The sequence below is a fragment of the Alteromonas sp. K632G genome, from assembly GCF_017653625.1.
GTDB lineage: Bacteria > Pseudomonadota > Gammaproteobacteria > Enterobacterales > Alteromonadaceae > Alteromonas > Alteromonas naphthalenivorans.
In genome coordinates this window covers 189,064-215,530 of record NZ_JAGGDM010000008.1, presented here as the reverse complement: position 1 = coordinate 215,530, position 26,467 = coordinate 189,064, and the positions used below count along the sequence as shown (strand labels likewise).

The window sequence follows — 26,467 nt, the reverse complement described above, 5'->3', positions numbered from 1 at the left end:
ATCAATATGAGGCTGACATGGCTAACTTACAAAAAGCGGCTTAACTGGGTTGTGTGATTTTGGTTGACCACGTCAATAAGATGCTTTAAGTTTTTCGCGTTTTTAAGCGACACATCTACAAAATGCCTTCTGTCCTCTTTAGATAAACTGTCTTCATTTAGCGCTAATGTTTCAATGTAACCTTGCAGGCTAGCCAAAGGAGTACGCAGGTCGTGTGATAAGTCGGCAAGCAGTACACGCCGTTGGCTATCAATTTTATTAAGCTGGTCGAACTGATTGTCTATATGGGTAAGCATATCGGTAAACGCACAGCCTAAGCGGTCTATTTCGTTGGCGCTGTTTCTGTTCCATGTAGCCAAATTAGGGGGTAGTTTTTCTCGATGAAAATCGGCTTCTCGTACGCGGTCCATATCATCGCTTAAGCGTCTTAACGGCATGGTGAAATATTTAAACAACACAAGTAACGCTAGCAAAAGCAAAAACAAACCAACAAACATAAATAATGCGACTTCGCGCATGCTCTGGCTATTTTGTAAATTCGCGATAATGGAGTCGTAACGCTCACCACCAATAATCACATACAAATAGCCTTGCAGTTGTTCGTTGTTATAAACCGGTGCCGCAGAAAATATTTTTTGCAGGCCAATGTTTCTTGGGTCATCGCCTTCAATAGGAAAACCGCGATGGGTATTAATAAGCTGTTTTATAGGGGCAATATCCACCGCCTCGGCTTTCACTTTTCCAGGCTCGGCCGAATACGTAAGAATGGTGCCTTCAGGGTCTAAATAATAGAACTCAAAACTTGGGCCCAAAATCATTAGCGTATGGAAAAGGTTTCCAAGGGCTTCGTAGTCGTACACCCCTTCCTTAAGCAGCGGATTATCACTAACAAGATGTTCCGCCAACCCAATATGCAGTTTTTGCTCTGCTTCTTGTTGAGTACGTTTTTGTAATAAATTCGTGGAGTAAAAACAGGCAATCATCACCACCATAAATACGCCAACCAAGCACACGGCAAGGCGAGGATAAAAGCCAAATTTCATAGAGTTACACTCCTTGAGGATTAAATTTGTACCCTACACCCCATACGGTTTGTACAATTTGGGGCGCGGTGGCGTCGTTTTCTAACTTCGAACGCAGCCGGTTTATATGTGAATTCACCGTATGCTCGTAGCCACTATGATGGTAACCCCACACCGATTCTAATAATTGGCTGCGACTAAACACTTGCCCAGGGTGACTGGCTAAGTGATGAAGCAATTCAAATTCAGTGGCGGTTAGTACCAATTCTTCTTCAGATAAAAATACCTGATGATTTCGCTGGTCGATAACAAGGCGGCCTAGTTTTAACGGTGTATCTGTTTGTTGTTGCGTGGTTTGAGTTTGTTGCACCACATGATATTTGCGAAGCTGAGAACGCACCCTTGCTTGCAGTTCTCTTACACTGAATGGCTTTGTCATGTAATCGTCGGCGCCAAGCTCTAACCCTAATACTCTGTCGGTTTCAGAGGTTTTCGAGGTAAGCATAATAATGCTTTGCATAGGCAAGGCATCTCGCACCTTGCGGCATATATCTAAACCGCTCATGCTAGGCAGCATTACATCCAAAATCACAATGGCGTATTCATCAGACAACGCGCATTCCAGTGCTACTTTTCCGTCAGTTTGATGTTCTATTTCAACACCCAGTTCTAACAGATTAACCCGCATTAAATTTGCGATATCTTGGTCGTCTTCAACAATTAATATTTTGTCGGTCATGTTTGGGAAAGCCACAGTTCAAAAACTAATAGAACGATGGAAAAGCGTTAATCTTTCACAAGATTAACGCTTTTTATTTACCCGCCCGTTAAAGTAGACTTTAGTCTAAGTCTTGGGCGTTATTTTTCATTACTCAGTTCGCGTAATTTGTATACGAATAACCGGGTTATCGAACTTATGTTCAACCGTTAACGCCGAGGTTGAAAGGCCGTCGTCCGAGCTCACCACACCTGGGTGCATTGAGATAAACCCTGTGTCGTCACGACTTGGGCTAAAGCCCTCTCCGTTCGCTGCAGGGCCTGGTACTGTTGCAGCACTTTCTGTGTTTGCTTCCGTACCTGCATCATAAGCTGGCCTAACAGTCGTATAGGTAGCGCCTACTTCAAGGTTGGCTAGGCTCCAACTGTTAATACCGGTAAAGGCATCATTAGTATTTCCCAGCATGGCAGCAATAGTCAGGTTAGCGTCAGTGATATCGTTAATAGTGACACTAATTGTTTGTGAGTCGCCTGGGGTAATTGGGCCAACGCCGCCAGCACTTGCATCACCTAACGTTAAAAAGTCGGCTGAATCGCCTACTTCGGCAATACGCTCTAGTTCCACCGATGCAACGGCACCTACTTCCCACAACGTACCTTCGCTATGCAGCACTACCGCAGGCGGCGAAACTGGCTGACCATTGGTTAAATTAGTTACGGTTACGTCGTACGATACCGGCACTGGATCGGGAATTTCAGCTGGCACTTCTACTTCTACAATTACTTCACGGGTATCGTCATCACCACACGCCGCAAGCAAAAAGGGTAACGTAAGTACCAATGCTTTTTTATAATGTTTGGCTAAATATTGCATAACAGCCTCCTTATCGTACGGTTACTGTTACTTTAGCTACTGGGTTCAACCAACGATGAACGGCGTTATCTACATCACTTGCACCTTCCGTTAACGAGTCGTCGCCAATGTTTCCGCGGTGAATATGTACGGTAGTGTTAGTATCTGCGCCTGCTACACCGGTTCCACCATTACCAAGTAATGGGTCTAATGGTGGTGGTACTGGCATACCCGCCATACCTGGTTCACCGCTACCACGTAATTCGTCGTTAGCTTCTGTGCCCGCATCATAAGCATTAATGAAAACCGTATAAGTGCCAGCTTCTGTTGGAATTTCCCAGTTATCTAACCCGATAAAACCATCGTTAGAAGGAAGGATCATCGCTACTACCGACAATACAACGTTGTCGTCGGCTGTCATTAAGTCGGCTGACGTAGACATGGTAGGCGCTAACAGTCCGCCTGCAGGGTTAGCAATTACGTCTGCACCAATAGCTGTACCAATGGTAGCAATACCGTCTAAGCTGCCGCCTTCGGCCATCATTTGTAATTCAGTGCTGGCAGCTTCGCCTACTTCAAATAAGCTAGCATCAGCGGTGTGCGCCACAGCGGCAATAGGTGTGAAGTACAACCCGTGAGTTAAGTTCTGAATTTCTACTGTTATATCAGCAGCGAAACTTTGTTGGCTTGCAAACGCAAGCAATGCCGCTGCAGAAATTTTATTAAATCGCTTCATGATGTTTCCTTAGTAATAAATAGGTTTGTGTTAACGCCCTATCAATACTGAAAGAAAGATGTCACGAAAGTATCCAGAAAATGGGACAAAACTGTACTGATGACATAACAGGTTTGTAAAAAGTGACGGGTAGCTGAGGGGAATTTTTCATGAAAAATAGAATATGAAGTGTTAAGGCTAGCGGTATATTTTAACTTGCCATTCTGTTAACAACATCTAAAATATATCTTTACTAATATTTACAAAACTATAAAAAACCGTAATCAGATAAGGAAGTCTACGTGAAGTACCCCTCTGTTAATTATAAAACTCCCCTATTGTCTTTATTAACCGTTTCGCTCATCAGTGCCTGTGGTGGTGGTGGTGGCGGTAGTACAGACCCTGTTACCCCTCCGGTTCAGGTTACGCCCCCTGTTAGTCTTGCTGACTATGCGGGTGAAGCAAGTGGTATTAGCTTGTCTTCAGTAGATAGCTTGTTACAACTCAGCTTTCTTGCTCATAACACGTTGTTTACCACAGCGCACATTAACGCCAACAGAAAAGGAAGTTGTATTAATGGTGGCATATATGAACAAACACTCACCGATAACGACGATAACTCTGTGATTTCAGCCGGTGACCAAGTAACGGTCACCTACAGAGAATGTTATCTGGATAGTTTAAATGGCTCTACAGATGGCTCCGTTCGTTATTCTGTAACAGCGTTCAACGAGCAATCGGATTACGATATTACCATTGATGCCAGTTCGTTAACCGTAGATGATAATGTCAACCTGGTAGGTTCACTACATGTAGATTATCAGCGTGAAGAAACTCAGTCTGTTATGACCCTATCAACACCGACTGGAATTGATGTTGACATAAATGGTGAAACAATCATTTCACTTAGCAATCTCCAAATTGTAAAGCGCGAAGAATTTTCAGAAGCGCAATATAGCGTAAGTGTAGATGGCGATATTAGGGATGAAGCCTTAAACGGCACATACTCATTGAGTCAAGTTACCCCGTTTTCTGGATATTTTGACGAGTTCCCTAACGAGGGTGAATTGACTATATCCACTGGTGGCACTGAAAGTGTAACCATTGAAGCTAACTTTGTTGAAAACTCTCCTTTGTTCGATGTTAAATATAAAGACGATTTTTTCTCGATGTACTGGAATGATGCAATTGAAGGTGCAATAACCGGCATAAACGGCCAAATTACTCAATATATTGCAGAATTTCGTTCAGACAACTTTACGTCTGTATCCGTGCTTAATCAAAATACGTTATCTAACTTTGGCCTTAAAGATAGCTACCAATTAGTATTTTCTAGACCGGTTGAGTCGATTGTAGCCGATTACGGTGAGATGTCTTTCCAATCTGAAAGCTGGCCTTACGATGAAGTAACGGCTAGCGTTGAGATTAACGGCGCTTTGGTTACCATTACCCCTGAAGAGAGTCTGATGGCCGATTCGTTTTATGGTTTATCAAGCTTTTTAGTAACAAGTACTAATCAACAAAGCTTCAATATGTACGTACCTTCGGTGCAAACCCGTGACGACATTATTCCGGTGGTAACCTCGCAAACTCATCTCTATCGATTTAACGATACACCTAGGTTAAGTGCAGAAGATACAGGTAATAATACCAACGGTGAACTTACCTATCAGTGGCAAGAGTTAAGTGATTCAGGTGTTGTATTTGAAACACCAAACGCGGCTAGCACAACATTTACAGTACCAGAAACTGCTGACAGTGAGCTTACTATCGAAGTTGTTATTACTTCGGAATACGGATATAGCGTAAATGAAAAAATGGTACTAGAGTACGTTGATCCATTTGGTACAATTCTAAGCTTCGATAGCCCAGAGGGTGATTTTGTTGGTGGCGGCGAACAGCGCTTGTTCACTGAAAATGAGGGTGTATTCACCTTTATCAGCCATGAAGATGCACCTCATTACTTATCGGTAGACTATCAAACCGACGATTGGTGGACGTTAGATCTTGCCGCTCCCACTGATGAAGTATTAGGTGTTGGGGTATATGAAGGTGCAACCAGATGGCCATTTCAATCCCCTACGGGCCCAGGCTTAGATTTCTCGGGCGCGAGCAGAGGCTGCAATAGATTAAGCGGAAGATTTGAAATACTGGAACTAAGTTACGACGAGAGTGGCAATGTAGAAAGCTTAGCCGTCGACTTTGAGCAAAACTGTGAAGAAACGATGCCTACGCTAAAAGGGCTAGTTCGCCATAATAGTAGCGTGCCGTTGAATCAATAAGCGTTAGATACGCTTTAAATTAAGCTATGTAAGCCCCTTTCATTAGGGGCTTTTTTTTGTCAGGAAAATGCCAATTTCGCTATGCAAATTTGTAGTTTGACTTGACTTGTAACGCACTCACTCGCGCTCAGTTACAACAGGGTTAATAGGGTTTTAATGCTCATTGTTAGTTCCCTTATTCGCTTTCCATTTTATAAATCTCGACAACGAGTGGCTAAATATAGTGAGTGTATAATATTGAAAGGAATGAAAAAACCAATAGTATTTTTACTTTTAAAAAGCGTGTTAGCGATTAAGGTCATTGCCAAGCGTGCCGAATCAATCTTAAATTGTTTGGTAGTTTGCGTGCCAAAGTGACACCGAAATTGCTTATTCCACACTTTAAGACCATAATGCACATGTGACATTTTGACACAACAGGAGATAACATTATGGCTACTACTTTACCTCGCATCACCGCTAGAGTTGATGTCGATACACAAGACTTACTTACTAAGGCTGCCGCGATCGCCGGCATGTCTAGCATCAACTCGTTTGTTCTAAGCGCTGCAATCGAAAAAGCTAAACAAGTCATCGAACGTGAACAGGCTTTAAAACTGAGCCAAGCTGATGCGATGTTGCTCATGGAAGCTTTAGACCGCCCTGCAACACAGAACTCAAAACTAAAAGCTGCTGCTGATCGATACGATAACAAAACTCAATAATGAATACGGTACTGCTAGATAAAGCTAAACACGATAGAAACCGATTCAACTGTGGCATCGAAGCTCTCAATAATTACTTAAAGGTAATGGCGAGTCAGCAAGCAAAAAAGGACAACACCAGAACGTTTGTTTTGGAAGATGATAGCGACAACTCACATGTCATCGGCCTTTACACGCTAACAATGACACCAATTGACTTACAGGCATTGCCTGATAAGTTACAAAAAAAGCACCAATCATCCACCTCTGGTGTTCTGATTGCCCGTCTTGCTGTCGATGACCGATACAAAGGGAAAGGCTTTGGTGAGTGGCTGCTTATCGACGCACTCACAAAGCTATTAGCCGCTAGTGATAGCGTTGCATTTCCAGTTGTTATTGTTGATGCCAAAGACGGAGCAAAACATTTCTATGAACGCTATGGTTTTCAGGCATTTCAAGACGCTGAAAACAAACTCTTCATCTCCATTGCAGATGTGAGAGCAAGCTTAGGCTAGTTAACCGCTAGTCTTTAGTAACTAAACGTGACACGCATAATTCGAAAACACCAATAACTAACCATGACAGGCATAATTCGAAAACATAATTCGAAAACACCAAAACTGTCCCTTAGTACACTTTCTTTAATCTGAATGGCTATTCAAACTGGTAAACGAGTCAATCAGAGTTAGACAGCCGCAATGCCTAAAGCCCGAAAGTCGCAAATTAGTTTATTGGATACGCCGTATTATCACTGTGTTTCCCGCTGTGTTCGTCGTGCCTTTTTGTGTGGCGAGGAAAATGGTAAAAGCTTTGAACATCGTCGCCAATGGGTGGAAGACCGTATTCATGTTTTGAGTGAGGTGTTTGCCATTGATGTATGTGCTTATTCGGTGATGAGTAATCATACGCATCTGGTGTTGCACATAGCTAAAGAGAAGGCGGACGCACTAAGTACAGAAGACGTGATTCAACGTTGGCACAGGCTTTACAAAGGCACCCTACTCTCGCAGCGCTATATATCACCAGATTTACGCAAAGACTTACATGAAACCCAGATTAAAACGGTGGAGTTAACGGCTGAGGTATGGCGTAAACGGCTATTTGATATCAGCTGGTTTATGCGTGCACTGAATGAATATATTGCCAGGGCTGCCAATAAAGAGGATGACTGCACGGGGCATTTTTGGGAAGGACGGTTTAAATCTCAAGCGCTATTAGATGAGTCGGCCCTTGCCGCCTGCATGGCCTATGTTGATTTAAACCCAGTACGGGCAAAAATGGCCAAAACACCCGAAACATCTAACCATACCAGCATTAAATACCGTATTAACGCAGCCAGGGTAGGCAAAACCCCCAAACGACTTATGCCATTTGCGGGCAACCCAAAGCAAGAGATGCCGCAAGGTTTACCTTTTACCCTCCCAGACTACTTACAGCTTATAGATATAACAAGCCGATATATTCATCCAAACAAGCGCGGCAAGGTTGAACATAGCCTGCCATGCATTTTAGAACGTCTCAATATTGAACACGAGCAATGGCTAATCTTAACCACGCAGTTTGAAACCTGCTTTAAGCAGGCCGCTGGTAAAGTGATTCACCTTGAGCAATACGCACACAATCAACATCAGCAACGGGTTCAAGGGCGACAAAGTGCAATGCGATTACTGGGATAGCGTTGCATCTAAATAGCAAATCTCGCCAAACTAATTGTCACTTTACGCGGCTAAGAAATAAATACACTTAAGCGCCTGCTAATCGCATACGCACTTCTGCTTTTTTCTGACCATCAACTAAAAAGAAACGTTTACCTACACAATTAGCGACGAATATAGCCTTCATAAAAAGCTTTACCTTCCCTAATATGCCTGTCTTGTTTAGCCGTACAATAGAAAGCAGTGCAAGAACGAATAGCCACAATATACTTGGACTTGACGCGGCTATTACTGGTGAGTCATCAGCCAGTGTAATGAGAGCATAAGTGCCATTACCGTCAAGCCTTAAGTCGGTGTCACGAAGCGGACCAAGGTTAGATGTTGAGTATGCAATATCGTTATTGGGGCCACTTTGCACGTTTAACAGTTCACCACTTAAACTAAAAGAACAACAGTACGTGCCTTGCGGTATATAGATATTACAAGACTGTGTGGATTCGCACCCTTCAATTAACTCAGGCGTATCTAAATAGCTTCCCAAGGCACTTCTTATTCCGGCAGAGGGCCAGAAAGCAACAGCATTAAAATTAAACACACTTGAATCGAAACTACAGGCGCTTATCAATTCAATACAAGAGCCATCTATAAAGTCTATATCAAAAATATCGCCACCATAATTTGTGTTAAGGGCCATATTTTTTATACCGGAAACATTGCCATCTAAATTAAAAGTCAACAACGCGGAATGAGCAAATGATGTTAGCAAAATCATTGATAGTAGGAGAGTTTTTAGTAAGCGAGTCATTTCTTATCCTTAAGATGATTATCAAATAGTTCATCGAATAAACCGCTAAATAGACCACATTCCTGTAACATCAAAATCAGAAGTTAACACCAAGAATCTTATATACCGTTAATTCTGAGAAGCAAGGATTATACCAACCGACCAACGAGCATTTACTCCTACTATGCTATTGTTTGAACTGACTACCTAGACCACATATTGGGTACATTTAACTACTTATCATTTCTAAATGACACACACTATATTGGTGCTTAATTGCACAAATTTAGAGCTTTGAACGTAAGCGTCCGATAATTCCACCTAGCGCTTAGCAAACTGCCATGGTAGCAGTTGCTCGATATTGACGTCGGGCTGGCTGAGTTCATCAAGGCAAGTCATCACATACTCGAATACGTTCAGGTCGTTGGCTTTAGCCGTTTCGATGATGCTGTAGAGAACAGCGCTGGCGTTGGCGCCCGTGGCCGTTTGGCTAAACAGCCAGTTTTTTCTACCTATGACGAACGGCTTTATCCCGCGCTCAGCGCGATTATTATCGATACTCAATAACCCGCCGAGTGTATAGCGTTCCAGCTTTTTCCATTGGTTTAAGCAGTATTGTATCGCTTCGCCCAACTTGGTTTTGGGTAACACTTGTTGAGCCGATTTCATTAGCCACATATGAAGCTGGCTCAGTAACGGCACACTTTTTTCTTGTCTTGTAATATATCGCACCTCTACCGTTTTATCTTTTAGCTGGGTTTCTAGGCGGTAGAGTTTTTGGATGTGATTGAGTGCCCAATCCGCTTTGCCACTGCCTTTCTTACCTGCGCCTTTTTTGGCTTCCATGAACTTACGGCGTGCATGTGCCCAGCAACCAATGAGTATGGCTTGCGTTTGCTCGTAGCCTTGATAGCCATCCACTTGTAAGTAGCCGCTGTAACCTTTAAGGAAGTCTACGGCGCATTGCCCAGCGCGACTATTGTGATAGTCGTACAGCACGATATTAGGTATCTCTGTCCCCGAGATATTACCGGTAGGTGAGTCAGCGCCACTGGCGTACAACCACATGTAGCTATTCACTTTCTCAGATTCAACGACCTTCAGCGTGGTTTCATCCGCCGCGATAACCGGTTGTTTCAGGATATGTTGATGGAGCTGGTCATAAAGCGGTTTAAATAGCTCAGCGCAGCGGATTATCCAGTCAGCCATGGTTTTACGACTTAATTCGATACCATGCTGTTTGAACATAGACTCTTGTCGATACAGCGGTAACCCATACTGATATTTGCTGGTAATGATTTGGCTTAATAAACTTGGGGTCGCATAACCTTTAGGGATAACGCTGTGAGGTACAGGCGCTTGTTTTACTGTGTTGCTAATACCGTCTTTCTCACAGGTACGACACGCATATTTAGGGCGAACATGCTCAATCACTTTGACCTGAGCAGGAATAAACTGAAGCTTTTCTGACTTATCTTCACCAATGCGATGTAGCTCACCTGCACAACAGCCACAGACTTTTTCTTCGTCGCTAATATCGTGAACGATAACCTCACGAGGTAGGCCTTTGGGTAACGGTTTACGTGTGGGCTTTTTACGCGTGTAGCTTATGGCTTCTTCTTGCGTATCTGATTCAACAGCAAGCGCTTCCGCTTCATTAAACAACTCACCTTGCCCAGGATGACCTTCGGCGCTTTGACCGAACTGTTTATGCTGGGAAATACGAAACTGCTCCTCAAGATATTGATAGCGAGACATCACCTGCGACAACACCTTTTTCAATGTTGCTGGGTCATCAGGTAAGCTTTCGATATCAATATTCATGGTCTTATTATAATGTAATAATGCATTGATTTACCGACATTATTAAGACGATTTCGTGATCGTTAATCGCTACTTATGATCACAGGTTATAAGCCGGATGCATTGTAGTGCAACGGCTGATGGCCTATTACATCGTAGCCTGATAACAGCCACTGTAACTGCTGTTCACTTACATTCAGATGCTGTAAGTTAGCATCGACAGGCCACTTGAACCGATGCTTCTCGAGACGTTTGTACCAAAGCGCAAAGCCCGTTTTATCCCAATAGAGTATTTTGAGCTTATCGCGCTTTTTATTGCAAAACACAAACAGCGCATCACGAAAGGCATTGAGCTCCATGTTCTGTTCGACCACTACAATCAAGCCATTAATCGATTTACGAAAGTCGACGATATCCATGTATAAATAAACGTCGGCAGGCTCAACAAACATCTTCATTCAGCTAGTGCCTTCATCACGGTAGCAAGCCAGTGAGGTAACCGTTCACCAGGGCCCTATTGACAGTTAGTAATATTTATTTTCAATGATCGTGGGGATCCTATTGATTGATCCCGCCAGTCTGTCAGAGTGGTTTCATGCCACGTAAAAAGCAGCCCACAAAGCCACCCGTCGCTACTAATCTCGATGATGCCAATGAGCTCATTAGTACACTCTGGGACAGGCTAAATGACCTCGAAGACCGACTGAATCAAAACAGTCGTAATTCATCGCGTCCGCCATCGTCTAATGGGCCGGGGGCGTCCTCTTCTGCGCCAGCTAAAAAGCCGACAGGCCGTAAGCGCGGTGCGCAATCCGGCCATAAAGGCAGTAAGCGGATGCTGGCCGATACCGTTGATGAGACGCGCACCTATTATCCCGACGATACTTGTGCTTGCGGTGGTGACATTGCTATCAATGATTCCCCTTATCGTCGGCATCAGGTATTTGATATTCCCAGCCAGGCATTCTCTGTAGTCGAACATCAGTTGCATCAGGGCCAGTGTTGTCAGTGCAGCAAAACGGTAAAAGCAACGCTACCTGACAACGTGAATCAGGGGCAGATGGGCAATAACCTGCTAGCCTATGTGGCAATGCAGTCGGGGCAGTTTCACCAGAGTATCAGTAAAATCCAGCAGCAGCTCGAACAGAACTTCGGTTTATCGTTCAGTCGCGGTGCTATCTCTGAAGCGCAGGGCCGGGTTAGTTCAGTACTGACGCCAGCGTATCAGGATATCAAAGAGACGATGCGCACTGAGGCGGTGGTGCACTGCGATGAAACCCGTCATCAGCGTGGTAACGAAAACCGCTGGATGTGGCAGGTATGCACAGCAGAATTATCATGCTTTATGACGCACTTCTCACGTGGCGCCTGGGCGGCAAAGAAACTACTCGGCGATAATCCGGAAAGCATTGTTGTTACTGACCAGTATGCCGGTTATCACTACATCGATTCAGACCACCGTCAATTGTGCTGGGCGCATATCTTAAGAAACATGAATGCGCTGGCGGAAAGCTGGGGAACGAACAAGACTTATGGAACGACGTTAGTCAGGCTCATTCGCATACTGTTCCGGCTGCAACACCGGTATGAGAGTAACGCACTAAGTGAAAAGCGATACCTGGACCGGATGGAAAAACTACGCATCGCCTGGCGAGAGCAACTTGAACTGGCATCAAGACGCTGTGTGACTCCCCGCTATCAGAACCGGTGTAAGCTACTGCTAAAACACGATGACATGTGCTGGGTATTCCTCAGTCACGATGGCGTCCCTCTCACTAACAATGAAGCCGAGCGTTCATTGCGAAGCTATGTGCTGTGGCGAAAAGGCAGCTATGGTGTGTGGTCTCACCGAGGGGAACTGTTCAGACAACGTATACTCACCATCGTCGAAACCTGCCGGAAACAAAAGCTGAATCCACTGAATTGGCTCCGCGCCATTCTCGAAGCGACGCTGAACAAAACGTCCTATCCTCTGCTCGACGACTTCAAAGCTGCCTGTCAATAGGGCCTTGGTGAACGGTTACGCCAGTGAGGGCTAACATTCGTTGGCACGCTAAGATGAGCGCTCCCAAGTTGCAGAAGAAGTTCGCCACCGGTCTCATCGGTGTGTGACTCAACCTTTGTTACTTCACGTTTGACGTGAACGAACTTGCTGTGAGTACGCTGAAGACGAATATCACGTCGCCTGGTGTAGTAGGTTTGGACATTAATCTGTTGCTGGCGGCAAAACGCCACCGCTGTGAGTCCACTTTGTTTTTGTTGCTCAAATAAATTGAGCCAGTCTTCTACTTCTCTTCGTTGATGATGCGCCATGGTCATTCTCCTTAACAAAGAGAGCACCATGACGTAGAAAACCTATGAATTGAATGTGGGGATTACCGGACGGACACCTTTGAACAATCATATAAAGGCGTACTGAACCCATCAGACTTTACTAGACAGATCTTTGTTTGAATTCTTCTAAATTTTTATAAACCAGAGAGAGTAAAGAGAGAGTAAGACAGGCACAAAATGTATAACTTTGTACACAAAGATGCCTGTCTTGTTTAGTCGACGAATATAGCCTTCATAAAAAGCTTTACCTTCCCTAATATGCCTGTCTTGGTTAGTCTTAAGGGGCGCATGCACGGGGCTATAATCGCGAAGCGGCCCCGTGTTTGCGTCCCAGCGACCGAAGGGAGTGCCAACAGCGTTTTGTTAGCAGTCATATTTTCCTACAGGACAGTTTGTTGGTCTAGAACTGTTCCACGCGGTTATTAGTTTTTCTTTATTCTTGGAATGCCAATTTTTGATATTTTTAAAATACTTTTTCAATCCATTGTTTGGATGAAGTGGAGATGCGTCCAATAAAGAAAAGCTATTTTCTTCTTCGCCATACTTCACGTGGAAATGTGGTGGTGGATGTTCGTTTGCGTATATGTGAAATCTGTATCCGCCGTTGCGAGCGACAAGCTGCTTTTTAATCGAAAATATTTCATGGATACCATCATTTTCTTCCTTAAGTTTGATGATAGGACCACTATCTAAACTTTCACCGAGCTCTTCGATACAGCTATCTTTAAAATCTACGATGTACAAATTTGTCCTCCTTGACTGCTAACGCTCCACTCACCGGAATTTTGTGAGCGGAGCGAGTAAAATATCCGAATGCAGTGGCTTGTTAGCAGTCTCTGCCACTATACATTAAGGCTCTTATTTGCATCGTGATAAAATCTCCCAACACAATAACTCGAACCTTCGAGGTCATCATCGATCATTGAGGTTGTGAAAATTATCTGATGAGGTACCTTTATTTCAGATGAAACTCTAATAATCTCTTTCTGAAAAGTGTGACTCCTTTCCGGTTCCATTCCCTTATCCTCAATGTTGTCCATTAATAGAAATCGCGGGTATAAAAAGGAAGGATCATTACAGGAAGCTTCTAACAATGCTAACCGGAACGAATTTTTTAGATAGACCATTGAACTTGCAGAAAATAATACTCTGTTATCTATAGAGACCCTGTCTTCTCCAAAATCAAACTCAACATTTTGTGCATTGTTGAAAGCTTCTTCATGATTAATATCAGCCTGCACAATTTCCATTGTATAATTGGAAATTATTTTTTTCTTCTTGCTCATTTCCTTTTCGAGGTTTGCTTCAAGTCTCGCTACGGCATCAAAAAGATGAGTAAATTCAGTTTGAATTGCGTCTCGCTCCTTATAAAGCTCATATAAATTTGAAAATCTAGATTTCGCTATTGCAAATTGATCTATTTCTTTACTTGTAATACCTATTTGAATAAGAAGCTCTCTAGTCTCTTGGCTAACCTTTCTAAGGGGTTGCTCTATTACATCCAGTGTTGATTTTCTTGTTTCAAGCACTCTTTTATATTCATCAATATCTGAATCAATTTCGGCTAGCTCTTTCTGCCGTAATGAAATCATTGAATTTGATTCATACAGTTGAAATTCTATTTCTTTTCTAATTTTAAAGGTTGGATCGACGCTAGCCTCATCGTCCTGTGATTCCACCCCACATAAACAGCATTGATTTATTGGTCTAGAGTGCGTAGCTTTAAAACAGGATGGGCAGTATTTAAAGCCGATATTTGACAACGCATTAATTGTACGAGAAGTATCATCAAGCGCCTCAAGCCTTGAAAGTAGTGAGCTAACAAACCTTTCGGAATCAGTTAATTCAAAACTTACGCTTAGCCTACGGTTTTCCAGTGTTTTCAACTTATCTCTTAAATCCTTTATCTCTCGCCTAAGAATCAGAGATTGACTTTCTTCTGTTTTTACCTCACTAACCTCAACTTGGCCTGACTCGAGCTGCTTTTCTAAATTTTCAAGAACTTCTTTCTTCTTTTCGATTTGAATGTCTATTTCCTCAGCAGTTCTAATTTCGCTGCCAAAAAATTTATGCAAAGTTCCAATATCATCAACTTTTTTTGTCAATTCTTTATCTAATCTTTGAAGCCTTACCCTATGCTGGTAAAGGCTTAGATCAGACAGGCCGATCAACAACTCTCCAATTGCCTTCCTTTTGTTTGCGTTATCAAAATGGTCAAATTTAAACAACCTATCTAATGATGTCATTTGATCAACATACATCAGCCTCAAGAGCTGATGTAATGTTAAGCTGCTAGAACTTTCTGATTTTGAGTAAGGTATGCCTAGTTCTTTAAGTATTACCTGATAAAAACTTTCTTTGTTTTCAGTTGCTGAATACGGGTAGCGCAACCAGCTTACAATGTCTTTACTTTTTGCTAAATCATATGACCCAGCAATAATATCCATCCCAGTCTTAGATGATTCACGCACCTCTCGGCGTAACGTAAAACACTTTCCACTAAGATTGACCTCAACATAAGTATGACTACAAGCAGATGCTTCTTCCTTCCATTTCGTAAGTTCACCACCCAGGGCGTAAAATATAAAGTCTGCAATGGTGGACTTACCAGAGCTATTTTTACCTCGGATTATATTCACACCTTGATTGAAAACCTCATCGTAAACAACACTCTTCCCTTTCGTTACGACTAGACGGTTTACTATAAGAAAAGGTTTATACTGCATCGTATCTATACTCCATAAGTCCTGTTTTACTTTTCAGACCATTTGCCCCATGAAGATTACAAGTCATAAAAACCGTTACCAGCGTTTTAAATACCGGGTTAGATGTAAATCTACTATCGTTAACTAGTCGCATAACTTCTTCTCGGAAAAAAACCTCTCCAACACTCAACCATCCATCGTCAAGAATCAAAATTTCTTTAGAACGGAGAATATCTAGAGCTTGTGATTGGAAATCGCCCATCTCTGAAAAAAGGATCCTGTTGCTAGGAAAATTTTCGTAAGGAATACTCAAGGTCTGTGCAAACTTCTTAAGTTTACTACTACCTGCAGCTCTTGGTATTGTGGTAGTCGCGAGCAAGTGTGGGAAAGCAAAATAAAAATCGATGATTTTTAGCCTTTCGAATTCAATTTTTTCTCTATCTAAAATACTGAAAATTGATAGAAATCTAAAAATACAATTAAAGACATCATTTCTATGGTGATAAATAATCATTGTTCAATCCCACTCGATGTGACAGTTGCCAGTTAGAAGATACAAAATCCCATACAACTCATCGATATCAATACATAAACTAGAACCTTGAACATTACTGAAAAATGGCTCTATAATTTCAGCTTTAACTATGTCATCAATCTCAAATATTTCGAACCTTCCCGACTTTATTCGACTTTCAACGCAATGCTTAAAGGCAGTTCTAATGTTGACTAGTAAGTAGGTGTATATATCTTGTGCGGATTTATACAGTGCGAACTTATGTATTTTTTTTGTGACTCTTTCCTTTGACTCCATCGCTAAGTCAACAAGATTCCTCCTGTTTCCATCTATAAGTTTCTTATTTAGATCTCTAAGATTTTCAACCGACTTATGTTTAAAAAAATTATTTAAATCGTCAGAAAACTGTTGGTAGTTAGGGTCATTTTTCTTTTCTATCTCATGCTCATCCAATAGCCTTTTCAAAACCAGATCTTCTCTATAATTTACAACTCTGTTATAAAAGTGATTGTGGGTTGTACTGTTATCATCCCTTCCAATTACTTTATTAGCTTCAATATCTGACTGTACTACCTTGTTATTATCAAACATCTTATTTTCTCAATGTTTATCTCGTCCAATGACATCTCCACGAGCCTTAATGTTTTTTTGTGTAACTTTGTTTACAGATGAAGACCTGCTCTTAAAAAAAAGACCTAGAACCAGTATCCCCAGACCTGAAAACAACCATTCATAGTTACTTACTAGAAATTGCATTACTTTATTCAAAATTTCCATCAATTCATCCTTCTAATGAAGTGTCCAGGTAACAACGTGACTGCTAACGCCGTTTTAAGCGGCATATTACAGTTGGCTAAAATAAGTGAGGAACGAACAAAAAGCCAACTGTAATTTGTCCGACTTGAAAACCCTTGTTAGGTGCGGACACTTTTCTTACTTTTATCCCAAACGATACGAAAATCTCGAAATGATGGTCTAGTTACCTTTACAATCACGCTTTTATTTTTGCTAGCGTAAGCGTCAACTATATCGGCAAAAACTAAATCTGATTTGCAACCTATATAAACTTCTTTAAGCAACATATCACTATCAAATTCTTTAAAGCGCAAACCTTGATTAGCTATTGAATCATTAGTGTTTTGGATTATTAAACGCCTTTCCTGCTCGTAACTCCAATGGCTAAACTTGGTAGTTAACAATTTCTCATTACAATCGGCTTGATTTAAGGTTTCTTTTACAAGGCGCTCTGAAACATATTTAACTTTCCGAAGCTTTTTTTCATCAATTTCGAATCCTAGACAAACACCTTTATGATTGTCAGCATAGTGAGCCCATTGAACAGGATTGTACTTATCTTCACTAAAACAGAGCAAACCATATTTTTCCGAAATTTTAGACTTTTCAAAATTCACGGCCTTGCGAACAACTTCATCTCGTAATTCAATGCCTAAAAGCTCAAATGGATCATTTACGTTTGAAAAATCGGATATTTTCAAACGCTCGTTTTTGAGGTTCTCAATTCCGTATTTTGCAGATGTGAAGTAATAAAATAGCATAGCTAATATCGGCACCTAACGCCTCATTCAGAGGCAATAAAATAGCTGGTTAAAATTAGCGAGGTACGAGCAAAAACCAGCTGTTTTTTGTCCTACTGAAATGACTTGTTATGTTTTGATTTTCAACTCTTCAATACTTATTTCTTTTAACTTAGTTTCGGTGCTTTTGACTGCTTTAGATTGACGGAAAAAATGTTCATCCCAATCTTCATAATCTTGTGTAGTTGATAGTTCTTTTTTAAGATCATTAATAGTATTTCCAACTTTTTCATCCAAGTATATGGATTTAACTTCGATGATATGGAAAAGCTTGGCTAGGGATTCATCATATTTGGTTTTAATTTTTTCAGCTTCTGCTTTTGTCGCTGGGTCTTGTGATTTTTTAAGGTATTCCTCTTTCTCATGCTCCCAAATCCTAATTGAATACTCATCATTCATTTCATAAGCAAGTTCAGGGTAGTGATGGTTGTAATGTTCCCATTCGTAGTATTCGCTTTCGCTATGAGAAACATACTTTTTCACATGAAATAAACAATTGAAAATTGCTTCATAAGCCTCTTGTTTCTTTATCCATGTTTGTTGAGATATCCAACTTTTATGTGATAAGTCAGTTTTAATTTGTTCTACAGCAGTTGTATTATTTTCTAGTTGAGTTTTTAGCTCATTGAAGTCTTCTTTATTGGCAAAGTTTTTTCCTTTCACCTTAAAATAAGAAGCAAGCCAAGCCCCTAATGCAGAGACTATAAGTATGATAAAGTAAGTATCTATACTTAAAGTTTGTTTAAATTGAATCTGACTTAAACTATTAACTAACTCTTGAGCTTCGATGATGACTCCTTAAAAACATAACGCTTACAATAAATGGCACAGACGAGTTGGCTAAAATACGCGAGGTACGAGCGCAGCCAGCGAGGATGTGTCCAATTAATTGTTTTGTTATATTTCACTTAACTCCCCAGAACTATTTAAGAGCGGCTGTGCCCATTGATAATATTCTGATTTGCCCTCATGCCATGGCCACACACCTTCCGTTGTAGGCCAAACTAGCTGCAACATTCTAAAATTGTCACCATTGTTTAACCACAAGCCCCAACCAAAATATTCTTTATAGTGAGACTTAGCGACTTCAATAAAACATACATCTAAGCCACCAATAAAATCAGAATAGTACTTGCCGGGTTCGAATGTTTCTCCAGACAGCAAACGATCCTTGTAATCATTCACAATATTGTGAGCGAGTTCTCGTTTGAGACCTTGTATGACAAGATCAGGCTTACCCTGTGATTTCTCAATACCAATCGAATATGTAAAGCACGGCTCACCATCACCTTCCATAATATTTAATACATGGCACCCATATTTGTCGATATTATCGAGTGCTTTTTTGTCTTGTTCGTCCACTCAATTCTCCGTGAAATATAACAGCTTATTATACGAAAAAATTCCTCTATACAAGATGGAAAGTTTCCGTACATCATTTCCCTAATTCACAAACTTTCGCACGAAAACAACCTATTATCAATCTATTACACTCCAACCTTTCAAAGGCACTCCCACATTCTGGAATAATTCCTTTTTATTTCCAACAGCTCTAAAACAGCAACCAACTGTATAAATAAACAGCCCACCAATCACCTCAACCTAATTCACCCAAACACCAATCTATTCCCCACAAAAGCAACCCGGTCTTTCACCTTCAACTGCATATATTCCAAGCCCCCTACTTCATCCAACAAACTCATCAACTCAGGACGCGGCTGTTCAATGCTATTAAACACATCTAATACACGTTGTAATTTGTACTGATGAAAGCTGAATATAAAACGTTGCTCTTCTACATTTTCAGCTTCGCCCTGCCCTATTTTAAAAGTGTGCTGCCCTATTGTTCTTGGAATAAAGCGCGAAGTATTTTCATTACCCGCATTCTTCTCTCGCCAATCAGCTAACGCTTCTGAAGTGTTTTTCAACACCGGCCATTGCTGGGCAAACATATCCTTTAATAGCGGTAATAAGGTTGCGGGTATTTCGTCGTTTTCTAAAAAGGCGGGGTTGTTAGCAGGGCTGCTGGCAGCGGCACTTCTGTACTTTTCAGCGCTAGGGGTATTCATTCGCTTAACCCAAGCGGCTACATTGGGTGCTAGCTTATCCATTAATTTTTTAGGTGCAGGGTCGCGGTATAAATGAGCATACAATGGGCCTAATAAACCAAAGTCGCCAGTGCAGGGTTTATCGCCCAGCAAATATTTATGAGTAGCAAAGTGTTCGTTTAAGTAATGCAGAACGGTGTTTTCGTACCAGTCTTCTATATGCGGAATGCTTTTCTCGGTAATGCCTAACAGTGGCACAAACCCTTGAAACTTTTTGGCTAGTTTCTTTCCAAAATACGCTTTAACAAATTTGGGGGCTTTAGGGGTAACTACTTGCCCAAACTCTTCGTATATAAAAGGAAAGTTATCTTTGTTCCAGCGGTAGTGCATGGCGGGAATAACCAGCCATTCATCTCCCCATAGGGCGAAAAGTTCGCTTACAAGGTGCTGTGCGGGTGTGGTGGGTACTACTGATAGATTATTGGTGTTGGTATCTGCCTGTGTATTAGCCTGCGCTTCAAAGTAATCAATAATGCGGGCGGTATCTTGTAAGTATTCATCTGAAGGGGTTTTCACCACCGGAATAAAGGTAACACCGGTTTTCGGGCGAATAATTTTATTGTATACCGATACGGTAGACAGCACCTCGGTAAAAGGCAGTTGCTTATAGTTAAGGTAAGCGCGAATTTTACCCGTATACAAAGACACTTCAGAACCATACAAAATATACACTACAACATACTCTTAAACGCTGAATAACAACAAGATAATAGTAAGTCATGTTCACGTCTATGAAATGCCTATTTTGTTCAATGATATAGCGCCATAAGGGTGGCTAGTTACTAGCCTCTACTCTTTATTTATTAGCCATCGACTCTTTACTTACTACCCAGCTACGCACCAATAACTAGCCATCTAATCACCACCAATTAGTCATTTCCCAACCGCTTAGTAGCTATATAAACGAAAAAAGCAAAAAGTATTTCACATCGCAAATGTTACAATATAACATATCACTAAATTTCGACTTTATACCGTAAATCAATGACATCAAAATCTGTAATTAGTGCTAGTGAATTATCGATACGTATAGGCCAACGTACTATTCTTGATAACCTTAATTTTGAAGTAGGCAAAGGTGAGGTGTTTGCCCTTCTTGGTGGAAACGGTGCGGGTAAATCCACAACCCTTAAAACTTTTTTAGGGTTAATGAAACCTAGCACTGGCACAGCGTCTGTTATGGGTATGTCGGTAGCAGACAATACTAATGAAGTGCAAAAGTCGGTGGCTTATTTACCGGAGTCGGTCACGCTTTATGGTCACCTTTCAGGGTATGAAAACATTCGCTACTTTTTGTCGGTTGCTGGTGTCGAAAAAACGGACGAAGCTATTCATGAAGCCCTTAAAAAAGTAGCGCTTCAAGAAAATGCCTGGCACAACACCTTATCGAATTACTCAAAAGGGATGAGGCAAAAAACCGCCATTGCATTAGCCATTCTTCGTAATGCCCCAGTGCTGTTTTTAGATGAACCTACCTCTGGCCTCGACCCTGCTGCTATTGATGAATTTAACTCGCTAGTGTCGGAGTTAGCAAACAATGGTGCCACCATATTTATGGTAACCCACGATGTGTATGGGGCTTGTCAGGTTGCGCACCGTATTGTGTTGCTAAGTAACGGCAAGCTTACTGGTTCGTTTGAACGTTCGGGCGATACGCCTATCGATACCGAAGCCGTTCACGCAGCCTTTGCTGGGCGTAAATAATGGCCGGAATCATAAGCAAAACAATAAAAACAATTTGCGCCGAACAGTGGCGTTATTGGCTTCGAACCAAGGTTGCTACCACGGTGTTAATTTTGGGCAGTGTACTCACCCTAGCTGCACTTGTGGTAAATAGCTTTCATATTGAAGAGGCAGCGCACGCCAGAGAACACCTTCAACATGAAGCTGAAGAACGCTTTTTATCCCAGCCCGACAAACATCCGCACCGCATGGTGCATTACGGGCATTATGTGTTTCGTACGCCTACCCCGCTTAGCGTAATAGAACCGGGTGTAGACACGTACACAGGTAACGCTATTTTCTTGGAAGGCCACAGGCAAAACAGTGCCATGTTTGCCGAGCAGCGTCAGTCTGCAGGGCTTACCCGTTTTAGTAGCTTAACGCCAAGCTTTTTGGCGTTGGTGTTGGCACCACTGTTTATTATTTTAATTGGCTACGGCAGTGTTTCACGGGAACGTGAAGCAGGCACTCTCACTTTATTACTTACCCAAGGCGCTAGCCGTTGGCAGTTGGTGTTGGGAAAACTAGTGGCCTTAATGCTGGCTAGCGGTATTTTTTTACTGCCCTTGTTATTAGCTTGCGTGTATGTCGCTTTTTCCAATGAAAGTGCCTTAGTGGTAACCCTTTTTTGTTTAGGTTACATGCTTTACTTCATGTTGTGGGCTGTGGTGGTTACCGCCTGCTCTACGTTATTTGAAAAAAGCAGTGCCAGCTTTACCGTGCTTATCGTTATTTGGATGGGCGCTTGCATATTGCTACCTAGAATGGGCAGCAGTGTGGCGACCAGTTTAGAGCCCTCTATTGGTAAGTTAGAAGCCGACTTCAAAGTAGAAGAAAAGCTTCGTAGCTTAGGTGATGGTCACGATGTTAACGATCCGGCTTTTGTTAAACTCAAACAAGACCTTCTCGATAAATACAATGTCGATTCGGTAAACGACCTTCCCGTGAACTTTCGAGGCATAGTGGCGCAATATTCAGAGCAGCGCCAAGCTGTTGTCATTAATGAATTTGCAGAAAGCCGCATGCAAGAAGAACTAGCCCAAGCGCGTATTGCAAGGCAGTTTGGCTGGCTTTCCCCTACCGTGGCACTGCGTTCATTCTCTACCCTGCTTGCGGGCACCAGTATTGAAACTCACCACCGTTTTTTGCGTGAAGCCGAAATGCTACGTATGCAGTTTGTACAAGGCTTAAACAAAGTGCACGTAGAAAAGCTTGATTACAAACTTGATATGAACCGCAATGCTAGCGAAGAAGCCGCAGATAAAGCGGTAGTAGAAGCCAGTAACTGGGCAGTATTGTCTGAGTTTAGTTTCCAGCCCGAAGCCCCCATGGCGCGCTTAAGCAGTGCTGCCATGTACTGTTTACAACTTCTTCTTTGGGTGGGTGTTGCTGTACTACTTCTTAATCTTGCAGTAAGGAGGCTAAACCCATGATGCGGTTTAACGATATTAAGCGCGAAGCGGGGTTTGTGTTTGCACACCGCCAATTCAAATTAACCTTGTTGGTGGTATTTCTATTAAGCACGGTAGCCTTGTGGTCGGGTCATGCTGAAATGCAGGCGCAACAAGCGACTATTGAACGCTTATTAGAAAAAGACACTGTAGAGCGTGAAGCGGTGCTTTCCCATCAAAATAGCTATGGCATGGTGGCGTATTACGCCTTTCATCTAACCTATGCGCCGCCGTCGCCCCTCGCCTTTGCTGTTGTGGGTGAACGTGATGTGTTTCCGTGGAAGCATCGTATACGTATGTTAGCCCTTGAAGGCCAAATATACGAAAGCGACACCGACAACCCAGAATTAGCCTTTTTAGGGCGTTTCGATTTTGCCTTTGTGGTAAGCGTGTTACTACCGCTATTTATTATCTTGTTGCTGTACGACTTAAAAGCAAAAGAGCGTGAAGCCAGACGTTTCGACTTACTTAATGTAACGGCGCGCAATAGCCATGCGGTATGGACCTCGCGTACGCTAGTTACCCTGGTGCCGTTAGCTTTAGTTACACTTATTCCTTTTATTGCCTTTGCCATTGTAAATGGCGCATCGCTACGTTCTATCTTGTTAGCCTGCGTTATTGTACTGGGTACTATAAGCGTGTGGTCTGCCATTGTATTGGCCATTGGCGCGGCGCAACGTTTTGCTAAATACAGTGCCACCCACCTTGCCTCGTTAATGTTGGGTGTATGGCTTATTACCACCGTAATAGTGCCGGTTACCGGCCATACCGTTATTAATGCGATTGTCGATACACCGGAAGGTGGCGATATTGTGCTTACACAACGTGAAGCCGTAAACGGCGCCTGGGATAAGCCGATAGAAGCCACGTGGGAAAAGTTTATTGAAACTCATCCACAGTGGGCTAATTACACGGCGTACGATCCTGAACGTGATGGTTCGTTTAACTGGAAATGGTATTACGCTTTTCAACAAGTTGGCGATGAACGGGCAAGCGAACTTTCTAACGCTTATCAACAAGCCACCCTTAGAAAAAACCAACTGGCAGGTTATGTGTCTTTGTTATCGCCTTCGTTACTAACCCAGCGTTTGCTATCGAACACCGCTAACACCAACGTGCAATCTATGATTGATTATGAAAATAAGGTGCGCGCGTTTCACGCATCCTTGCGCGAGTTTTATTACCAACAACTTTTTGCTGCGCCTGAGTTTACAGAAGCCAGCCTTAAGCAGCTTCCACAATTCACTACAACTTCACAATTTACTACAACAAAAAATGAACACACAGGAAAACACCAATGAAAAATAACTGGGTGAAATCTACACTCGCCATCAGTATTGCTGCATTTTTCAATGCCCCTGCTTTTGCTCAAACAAATGACGGTCAAACAAATGCCCAACGCGCGTCTCAAAAAAACGAAGAAGCAAAGGTCGAGAAAATTACGGTACACGGCATGCACCGCGCTTATCAAGGTGCATTTGAATACAAAGAAGTGCCTGCCGCCGCGCAAGATATCGACTTAGGCTTAATTGGTGATGCCGGTGCCATTAACTTAAATGATGCATTAGATCTTTCTGCTTCGGTAGCCAGGCAGAATAACTTTGGTGGGTTGTGGAATAGTTTTGCCATTCGTGGTTTTTCTGGTGATGAAAACCTACCAAGTGGTTTCTTGGTAAATGGGTTTAATGCTGGCCGTGGCTTTGGCGGCCCTCGTGATTTGGCGGGTATCGACCATGTGGAAGTATTAAAAGGCCCTAAAGCGGCTTTATTTGGCCGTGGTGAACCTGGCGGTGCGGTAAACTTGGTGACCAAGCGCCCACAATTTGTTTCAGGTGGCGAAGTAAAAGCCACTTATGGCAGTTGGGATCAAATGCGCATTGAAGCCGACGTGCAAACGGTAGCGGGCGCAAAAGAAGACGTTGGCGTTCGCTTAGTGGGCTTTTACGAAGACGCTGAAAGCTTCAGAGATACGGTAGAAACCGAAAAGTTAGGCTTTTACCCTTCTGTTACCTGGGAGTTTTCTGAAGATACCCGTATTACCTACGAGCTTGAATACACAAATCAAAAAATCCCCTTCGACCGTGGTGTTATTGCGGTGGATGGTAAGTTAGGTATACAGCCTATTGAAACCTTCGTGGGCGACCCATCTGGCGATAGAATTACTACCGACGTGGTTGGGCACCAGCTTGAGATTTCTCACGAACTCAACGATGACTGGAACCTACTTATTGGCGCTGGCCTGCGTGACACTACCTTTGAAGGTAATGCACTAGAAACCAACTTTGCAGGGCGTCAAACCTTGTTTATCGACCCAGATCAAACCTTGCTTTCACGCTTTAAACGCTACCGCGACTTTGAAACCGATTATGTAGTACTGCGCGGCGAAATAGCCGGTGAGTTTGATACGGGTTCAATTAGCCATCGCGTTATTATTGGTGGTGATTACGATAAGTTTGAAAACGATCAGGTTATCTTGCGCTACCGCCCATCTTATTTTTCTGGCGATACAGACATTAACGATTTGGATTTAAGCCAATATCTTGTGGTAGATATTCTTAACCCAGATTACTCGCCTGTGGCTGATGTTGAATTATCAGACAACCTAAACCGCCTAGAAACCCAAGAAGCATGGGGTATGTATATTCAAGACCAAGTGAACATTACCGATAAATTTCAAGTGCGCTTTGGTGGTCGAATTGACAAATTTGAACAAGAAATTCAAAACCGCTTAAGCGATCCGGTAGCCATTACCTCGCAAGATGACACCCAATTTTCACCTCAGTTAGGTGCAGTGTATTTACTTGATGACAGCATTAGTTTTTACGCCACCTACGGTGAAGGATTTCGCCAACTTACGGGTTCTGATTATGCAGGTAATCCGTTTGAACCAAACCAATCTGAGTCTACCGAAGTAGGTGTAAAAACCGACCTAACGTCGTTCTTTAACAACGTTCGCGGCGACATCACCCTGTCTATCTTTAATATCGATCAAAGCAATATTTTGGTGTTCGATAGCAGCGATGAAGCGTCTGACGGTTTCTTTTTAACCCCTGGCGGTGAAGCGCGCAGTCGTGGTGTTGAACTAGATATTAACGCTGAGTTCAGCAATGGCATTGCGTTGTGGGTGTCTTATGCGTATATCGATGCAGAAAGTACCAACGATGCGGCTGACGCTAACTTTGTGGCCGCTATTGAAGCGGGCGACCCGCTAATTAACGTGCCTGAAAATCAGCTTAGCGTTCAAGTAGGCAAAAGCCTTATGGTTTCAGATATGCCGGTTCGCCTAGGCACTGGTTTGTTGTACGTAGATGAGCGTTTAGGCCAAACAGCAACAGACTTCTATTTACCTAGTTACACTACCGTGCGCGCATTTGCGCAAATTGAACCGGTTGAAAACTTAGTGGTACGTGCAGAAGTAGACAATCTTTTCGATAAAGAGCACTACACCAACTCTTTTGCCGATGTATGGGTTGAGCCAGGTGCACCGCGCCGCTTTAGAGTGTCGGCGTCTTATCGTTTCTAGG

At 42.5% G+C, this 26,467-nt stretch carries 25 protein-coding genes; 9 read left to right on the top strand and 16 right to left on the bottom strand.

Annotated features, from left to right (window positions below; translation table 11 throughout):
• Positions 1–26 precede the first annotated feature (26 nt).
• The 4 genes from J5X92_RS10280 to J5X92_RS10265 form a co-directional block, all read right to left on the bottom strand.
• Positions 27–1,043, bottom strand: a complete 1,017-nt coding sequence (locus tag J5X92_RS10280; RefSeq protein ID WP_244360557.1) for a histidine kinase dimerization/phospho-acceptor domain-containing protein — start codon at positions 1,041–1,043, stop codon at positions 27–29.
• 4 nt (positions 1,044–1,047) lie between these two features.
• On the bottom strand, positions 1,048–1,761 hold the full coding sequence (locus J5X92_RS10275; RefSeq protein ID WP_129738223.1) for a response regulator transcription factor: 714 nt from the start codon (positions 1,759–1,761) through the stop codon (positions 1,048–1,050).
• 129 nt (positions 1,762–1,890) lie between these two features.
• Positions 1,891–2,613, bottom strand: a complete 723-nt coding sequence (locus J5X92_RS10270) for a spondin domain-containing protein (protein WP_208805665.1) — start codon at positions 2,611–2,613, stop codon at positions 1,891–1,893.
• A gap of 10 nt (positions 2,614–2,623) precedes the next feature.
• Positions 2,624–3,328: a spondin domain-containing protein gene (locus J5X92_RS10265; protein WP_013784180.1), complete on the bottom strand. Its 705-nt coding sequence runs from the start codon at positions 3,326–3,328 to the stop codon at positions 2,624–2,626.
• A gap of 281 nt (positions 3,329–3,609) precedes the next feature.
• On the opposite strand from J5X92_RS10265, the gene J5X92_RS10260 reads away from it, so the two are divergent.
• From J5X92_RS10260 to J5X92_RS10245, 4 genes are all read left to right on the top strand, one after another.
• On the top strand, positions 3,610–5,589 hold the full coding sequence (locus J5X92_RS10260) for a hypothetical protein (protein WP_208805664.1): 1,980 nt from the start codon (positions 3,610–3,612) through the stop codon (positions 5,587–5,589).
• A 431-nt stretch (positions 5,590–6,020) separates the two neighbouring features.
• Positions 6,021–6,293 (top strand): DUF1778 domain-containing protein, encoded by a 273-nt coding sequence (locus tag J5X92_RS10255; RefSeq protein ID WP_208805663.1) that lies wholly within the window; start codon positions 6,021–6,023, stop codon positions 6,291–6,293.
• The gene (locus J5X92_RS10250) at positions 6,290–6,787 is read left to right on the top strand and encodes a GNAT family N-acetyltransferase (protein ID WP_208805673.1); all 498 of its coding nucleotides are present in this window, start codon (positions 6,290–6,292) and stop codon (positions 6,785–6,787) included. The genes J5X92_RS10255 and J5X92_RS10250 overlap by 4 nt, the downstream gene beginning before the upstream one ends.
• A gap of 183 nt (positions 6,788–6,970) precedes the next feature.
• The gene (locus tag J5X92_RS10245; RefSeq protein WP_208805662.1) at positions 6,971–7,948 is read left to right on the top strand and encodes a transposase; all 978 of its coding nucleotides are present in this window, start codon (positions 6,971–6,973) and stop codon (positions 7,946–7,948) included.
• Positions 7,949–8,015: 67 nt separating this feature from the next.
• Here J5X92_RS10245 and J5X92_RS10240 read toward each other — a convergent pair whose 3' ends face one another.
• The 3 genes from J5X92_RS10240 to tnpB all read right to left on the bottom strand — a co-directional run bounded on the left by J5X92_RS10240 (position 8,016) and on the right by tnpB (position 10,972).
• On the bottom strand, positions 8,016–8,621 hold the full coding sequence (locus J5X92_RS10240) for a hypothetical protein (RefSeq protein ID WP_208805661.1): 606 nt from the start codon (positions 8,619–8,621) through the stop codon (positions 8,016–8,018).
• Positions 8,622–9,032: 411 nt separating this feature from the next.
• On the bottom strand, positions 9,033–10,535 hold the full coding sequence (locus J5X92_RS10235; protein WP_126874086.1) for an IS66 family transposase: 1,503 nt from the start codon (positions 10,533–10,535) through the stop codon (positions 9,033–9,035).
• 86 nt (positions 10,536–10,621) lie between these two features.
• A complete protein-coding gene (tnpB, locus tag J5X92_RS10230) occupies positions 10,622–10,972 on the bottom strand; it encodes an IS66 family insertion sequence element accessory protein TnpB (RefSeq protein WP_013784480.1) in 351 nt (116 codons plus the stop codon).
• A 137-nt stretch (positions 10,973–11,109) separates the two neighbouring features.
• On the opposite strand from tnpB, the gene J5X92_RS10225 reads away from it, so the two are divergent.
• Entirely contained in the window at positions 11,110–12,519 is a 1,410-nt protein-coding gene (locus tag J5X92_RS10225; RefSeq protein WP_126873483.1) for an IS66-like element ISAma4 family transposase, read from the top strand.
• Here the strand turns inward: J5X92_RS10225 and J5X92_RS10220 are convergent.
• The 9 genes from J5X92_RS10220 to J5X92_RS10180 all read right to left on the bottom strand — a co-directional run bounded on the left by J5X92_RS10220 (position 12,513) and on the right by J5X92_RS10180 (position 20,442).
• Complete coding sequence (locus tag J5X92_RS10220) at positions 12,513–12,827, bottom strand: IS66 family insertion sequence element accessory protein TnpB (protein WP_208805660.1); 315 nt, start codon at positions 12,825–12,827, stop codon at positions 12,513–12,515. The genes J5X92_RS10225 and J5X92_RS10220 overlap by 7 nt on opposite strands.
• Positions 12,828–13,211: 384 nt before the next feature.
• Positions 13,212–13,592 (bottom strand): DUF4160 domain-containing protein, encoded by a 381-nt coding sequence (locus J5X92_RS10215; RefSeq protein ID WP_208805659.1) that lies wholly within the window; start codon positions 13,590–13,592, stop codon positions 13,212–13,214.
• A gap of 98 nt (positions 13,593–13,690) precedes the next feature.
• On the bottom strand, positions 13,691–15,574 hold the full coding sequence (locus tag J5X92_RS10210) for an AAA family ATPase (protein WP_208805658.1): 1,884 nt from the start codon (positions 15,572–15,574) through the stop codon (positions 13,691–13,693).
• Positions 15,564–16,067, bottom strand: a complete 504-nt coding sequence (locus J5X92_RS10205; RefSeq protein ID WP_208805657.1) for an ABC-three component system middle component 5 — start codon at positions 16,065–16,067, stop codon at positions 15,564–15,566. Before J5X92_RS10205 ends, J5X92_RS10210 begins: the two co-directional genes overlap by 11 nt.
• Positions 16,068–16,070: 3 nt before the next feature.
• Entirely contained in the window at positions 16,071–16,658 is a 588-nt protein-coding gene (locus J5X92_RS10200; protein WP_208805656.1) for an ABC-three component system protein, read from the bottom strand.
• 323 nt (positions 16,659–16,981) lie between these two features.
• The gene (locus tag J5X92_RS10195) at positions 16,982–17,638 is read right to left on the bottom strand and encodes a DUF2971 domain-containing protein (protein WP_208805655.1); all 657 of its coding nucleotides are present in this window, start codon (positions 17,636–17,638) and stop codon (positions 16,982–16,984) included.
• A 93-nt stretch (positions 17,639–17,731) separates the two neighbouring features.
• Positions 17,732–18,325, bottom strand: coding sequence for a hypothetical protein (locus J5X92_RS10190; protein ID WP_208805654.1), 594 nt, complete (start codon positions 18,323–18,325; stop codon positions 17,732–17,734).
• 234 nt (positions 18,326–18,559) lie between these two features.
• Positions 18,560–19,024 (bottom strand): DUF4262 domain-containing protein, encoded by a 465-nt coding sequence (locus tag J5X92_RS10185; protein ID WP_208805653.1) that lies wholly within the window; start codon positions 19,022–19,024, stop codon positions 18,560–18,562.
• A 245-nt stretch (positions 19,025–19,269) separates the two neighbouring features.
• Positions 19,270–20,442, bottom strand: a complete 1,173-nt coding sequence (locus J5X92_RS10180; protein WP_208805652.1) for a glutathione S-transferase — start codon at positions 20,440–20,442, stop codon at positions 19,270–19,272.
• A 312-nt stretch (positions 20,443–20,754) separates the two neighbouring features.
• Here J5X92_RS10180 and J5X92_RS10175 point away from each other — a divergent pair, with 312 nt between their 5' ends.
• From J5X92_RS10175 to J5X92_RS10160, 4 genes are read left to right on the top strand one after another with little or no spacing between them, the layout of a single operon-like run.
• The gene (locus tag J5X92_RS10175; RefSeq protein WP_208805651.1) at positions 20,755–21,474 is read left to right on the top strand and encodes an ABC transporter ATP-binding protein; all 720 of its coding nucleotides are present in this window, start codon (positions 20,755–20,757) and stop codon (positions 21,472–21,474) included.
• A complete protein-coding gene (locus J5X92_RS10170) occupies positions 21,474–22,925 on the top strand; it encodes a DUF3526 domain-containing protein (RefSeq protein ID WP_208805650.1) in 1,452 nt (483 codons plus the stop codon). Before J5X92_RS10175 ends, J5X92_RS10170 begins: the two co-directional genes overlap by 1 nt.
• Positions 22,922–24,244: a DUF3526 domain-containing protein gene (locus J5X92_RS10165; RefSeq protein WP_208805649.1), complete on the top strand. Its 1,323-nt coding sequence runs from the start codon at positions 22,922–22,924 to the stop codon at positions 24,242–24,244. Before J5X92_RS10170 ends, J5X92_RS10165 begins: the two co-directional genes overlap by 4 nt.
• Positions 24,241–26,466 (top strand): TonB-dependent siderophore receptor, encoded by a 2,226-nt coding sequence (locus J5X92_RS10160; RefSeq protein WP_208805648.1) that lies wholly within the window; start codon positions 24,241–24,243, stop codon positions 26,464–26,466. Before J5X92_RS10165 ends, J5X92_RS10160 begins: the two co-directional genes overlap by 4 nt.
• Position 26,467: the final 1 nt, after the last annotated feature.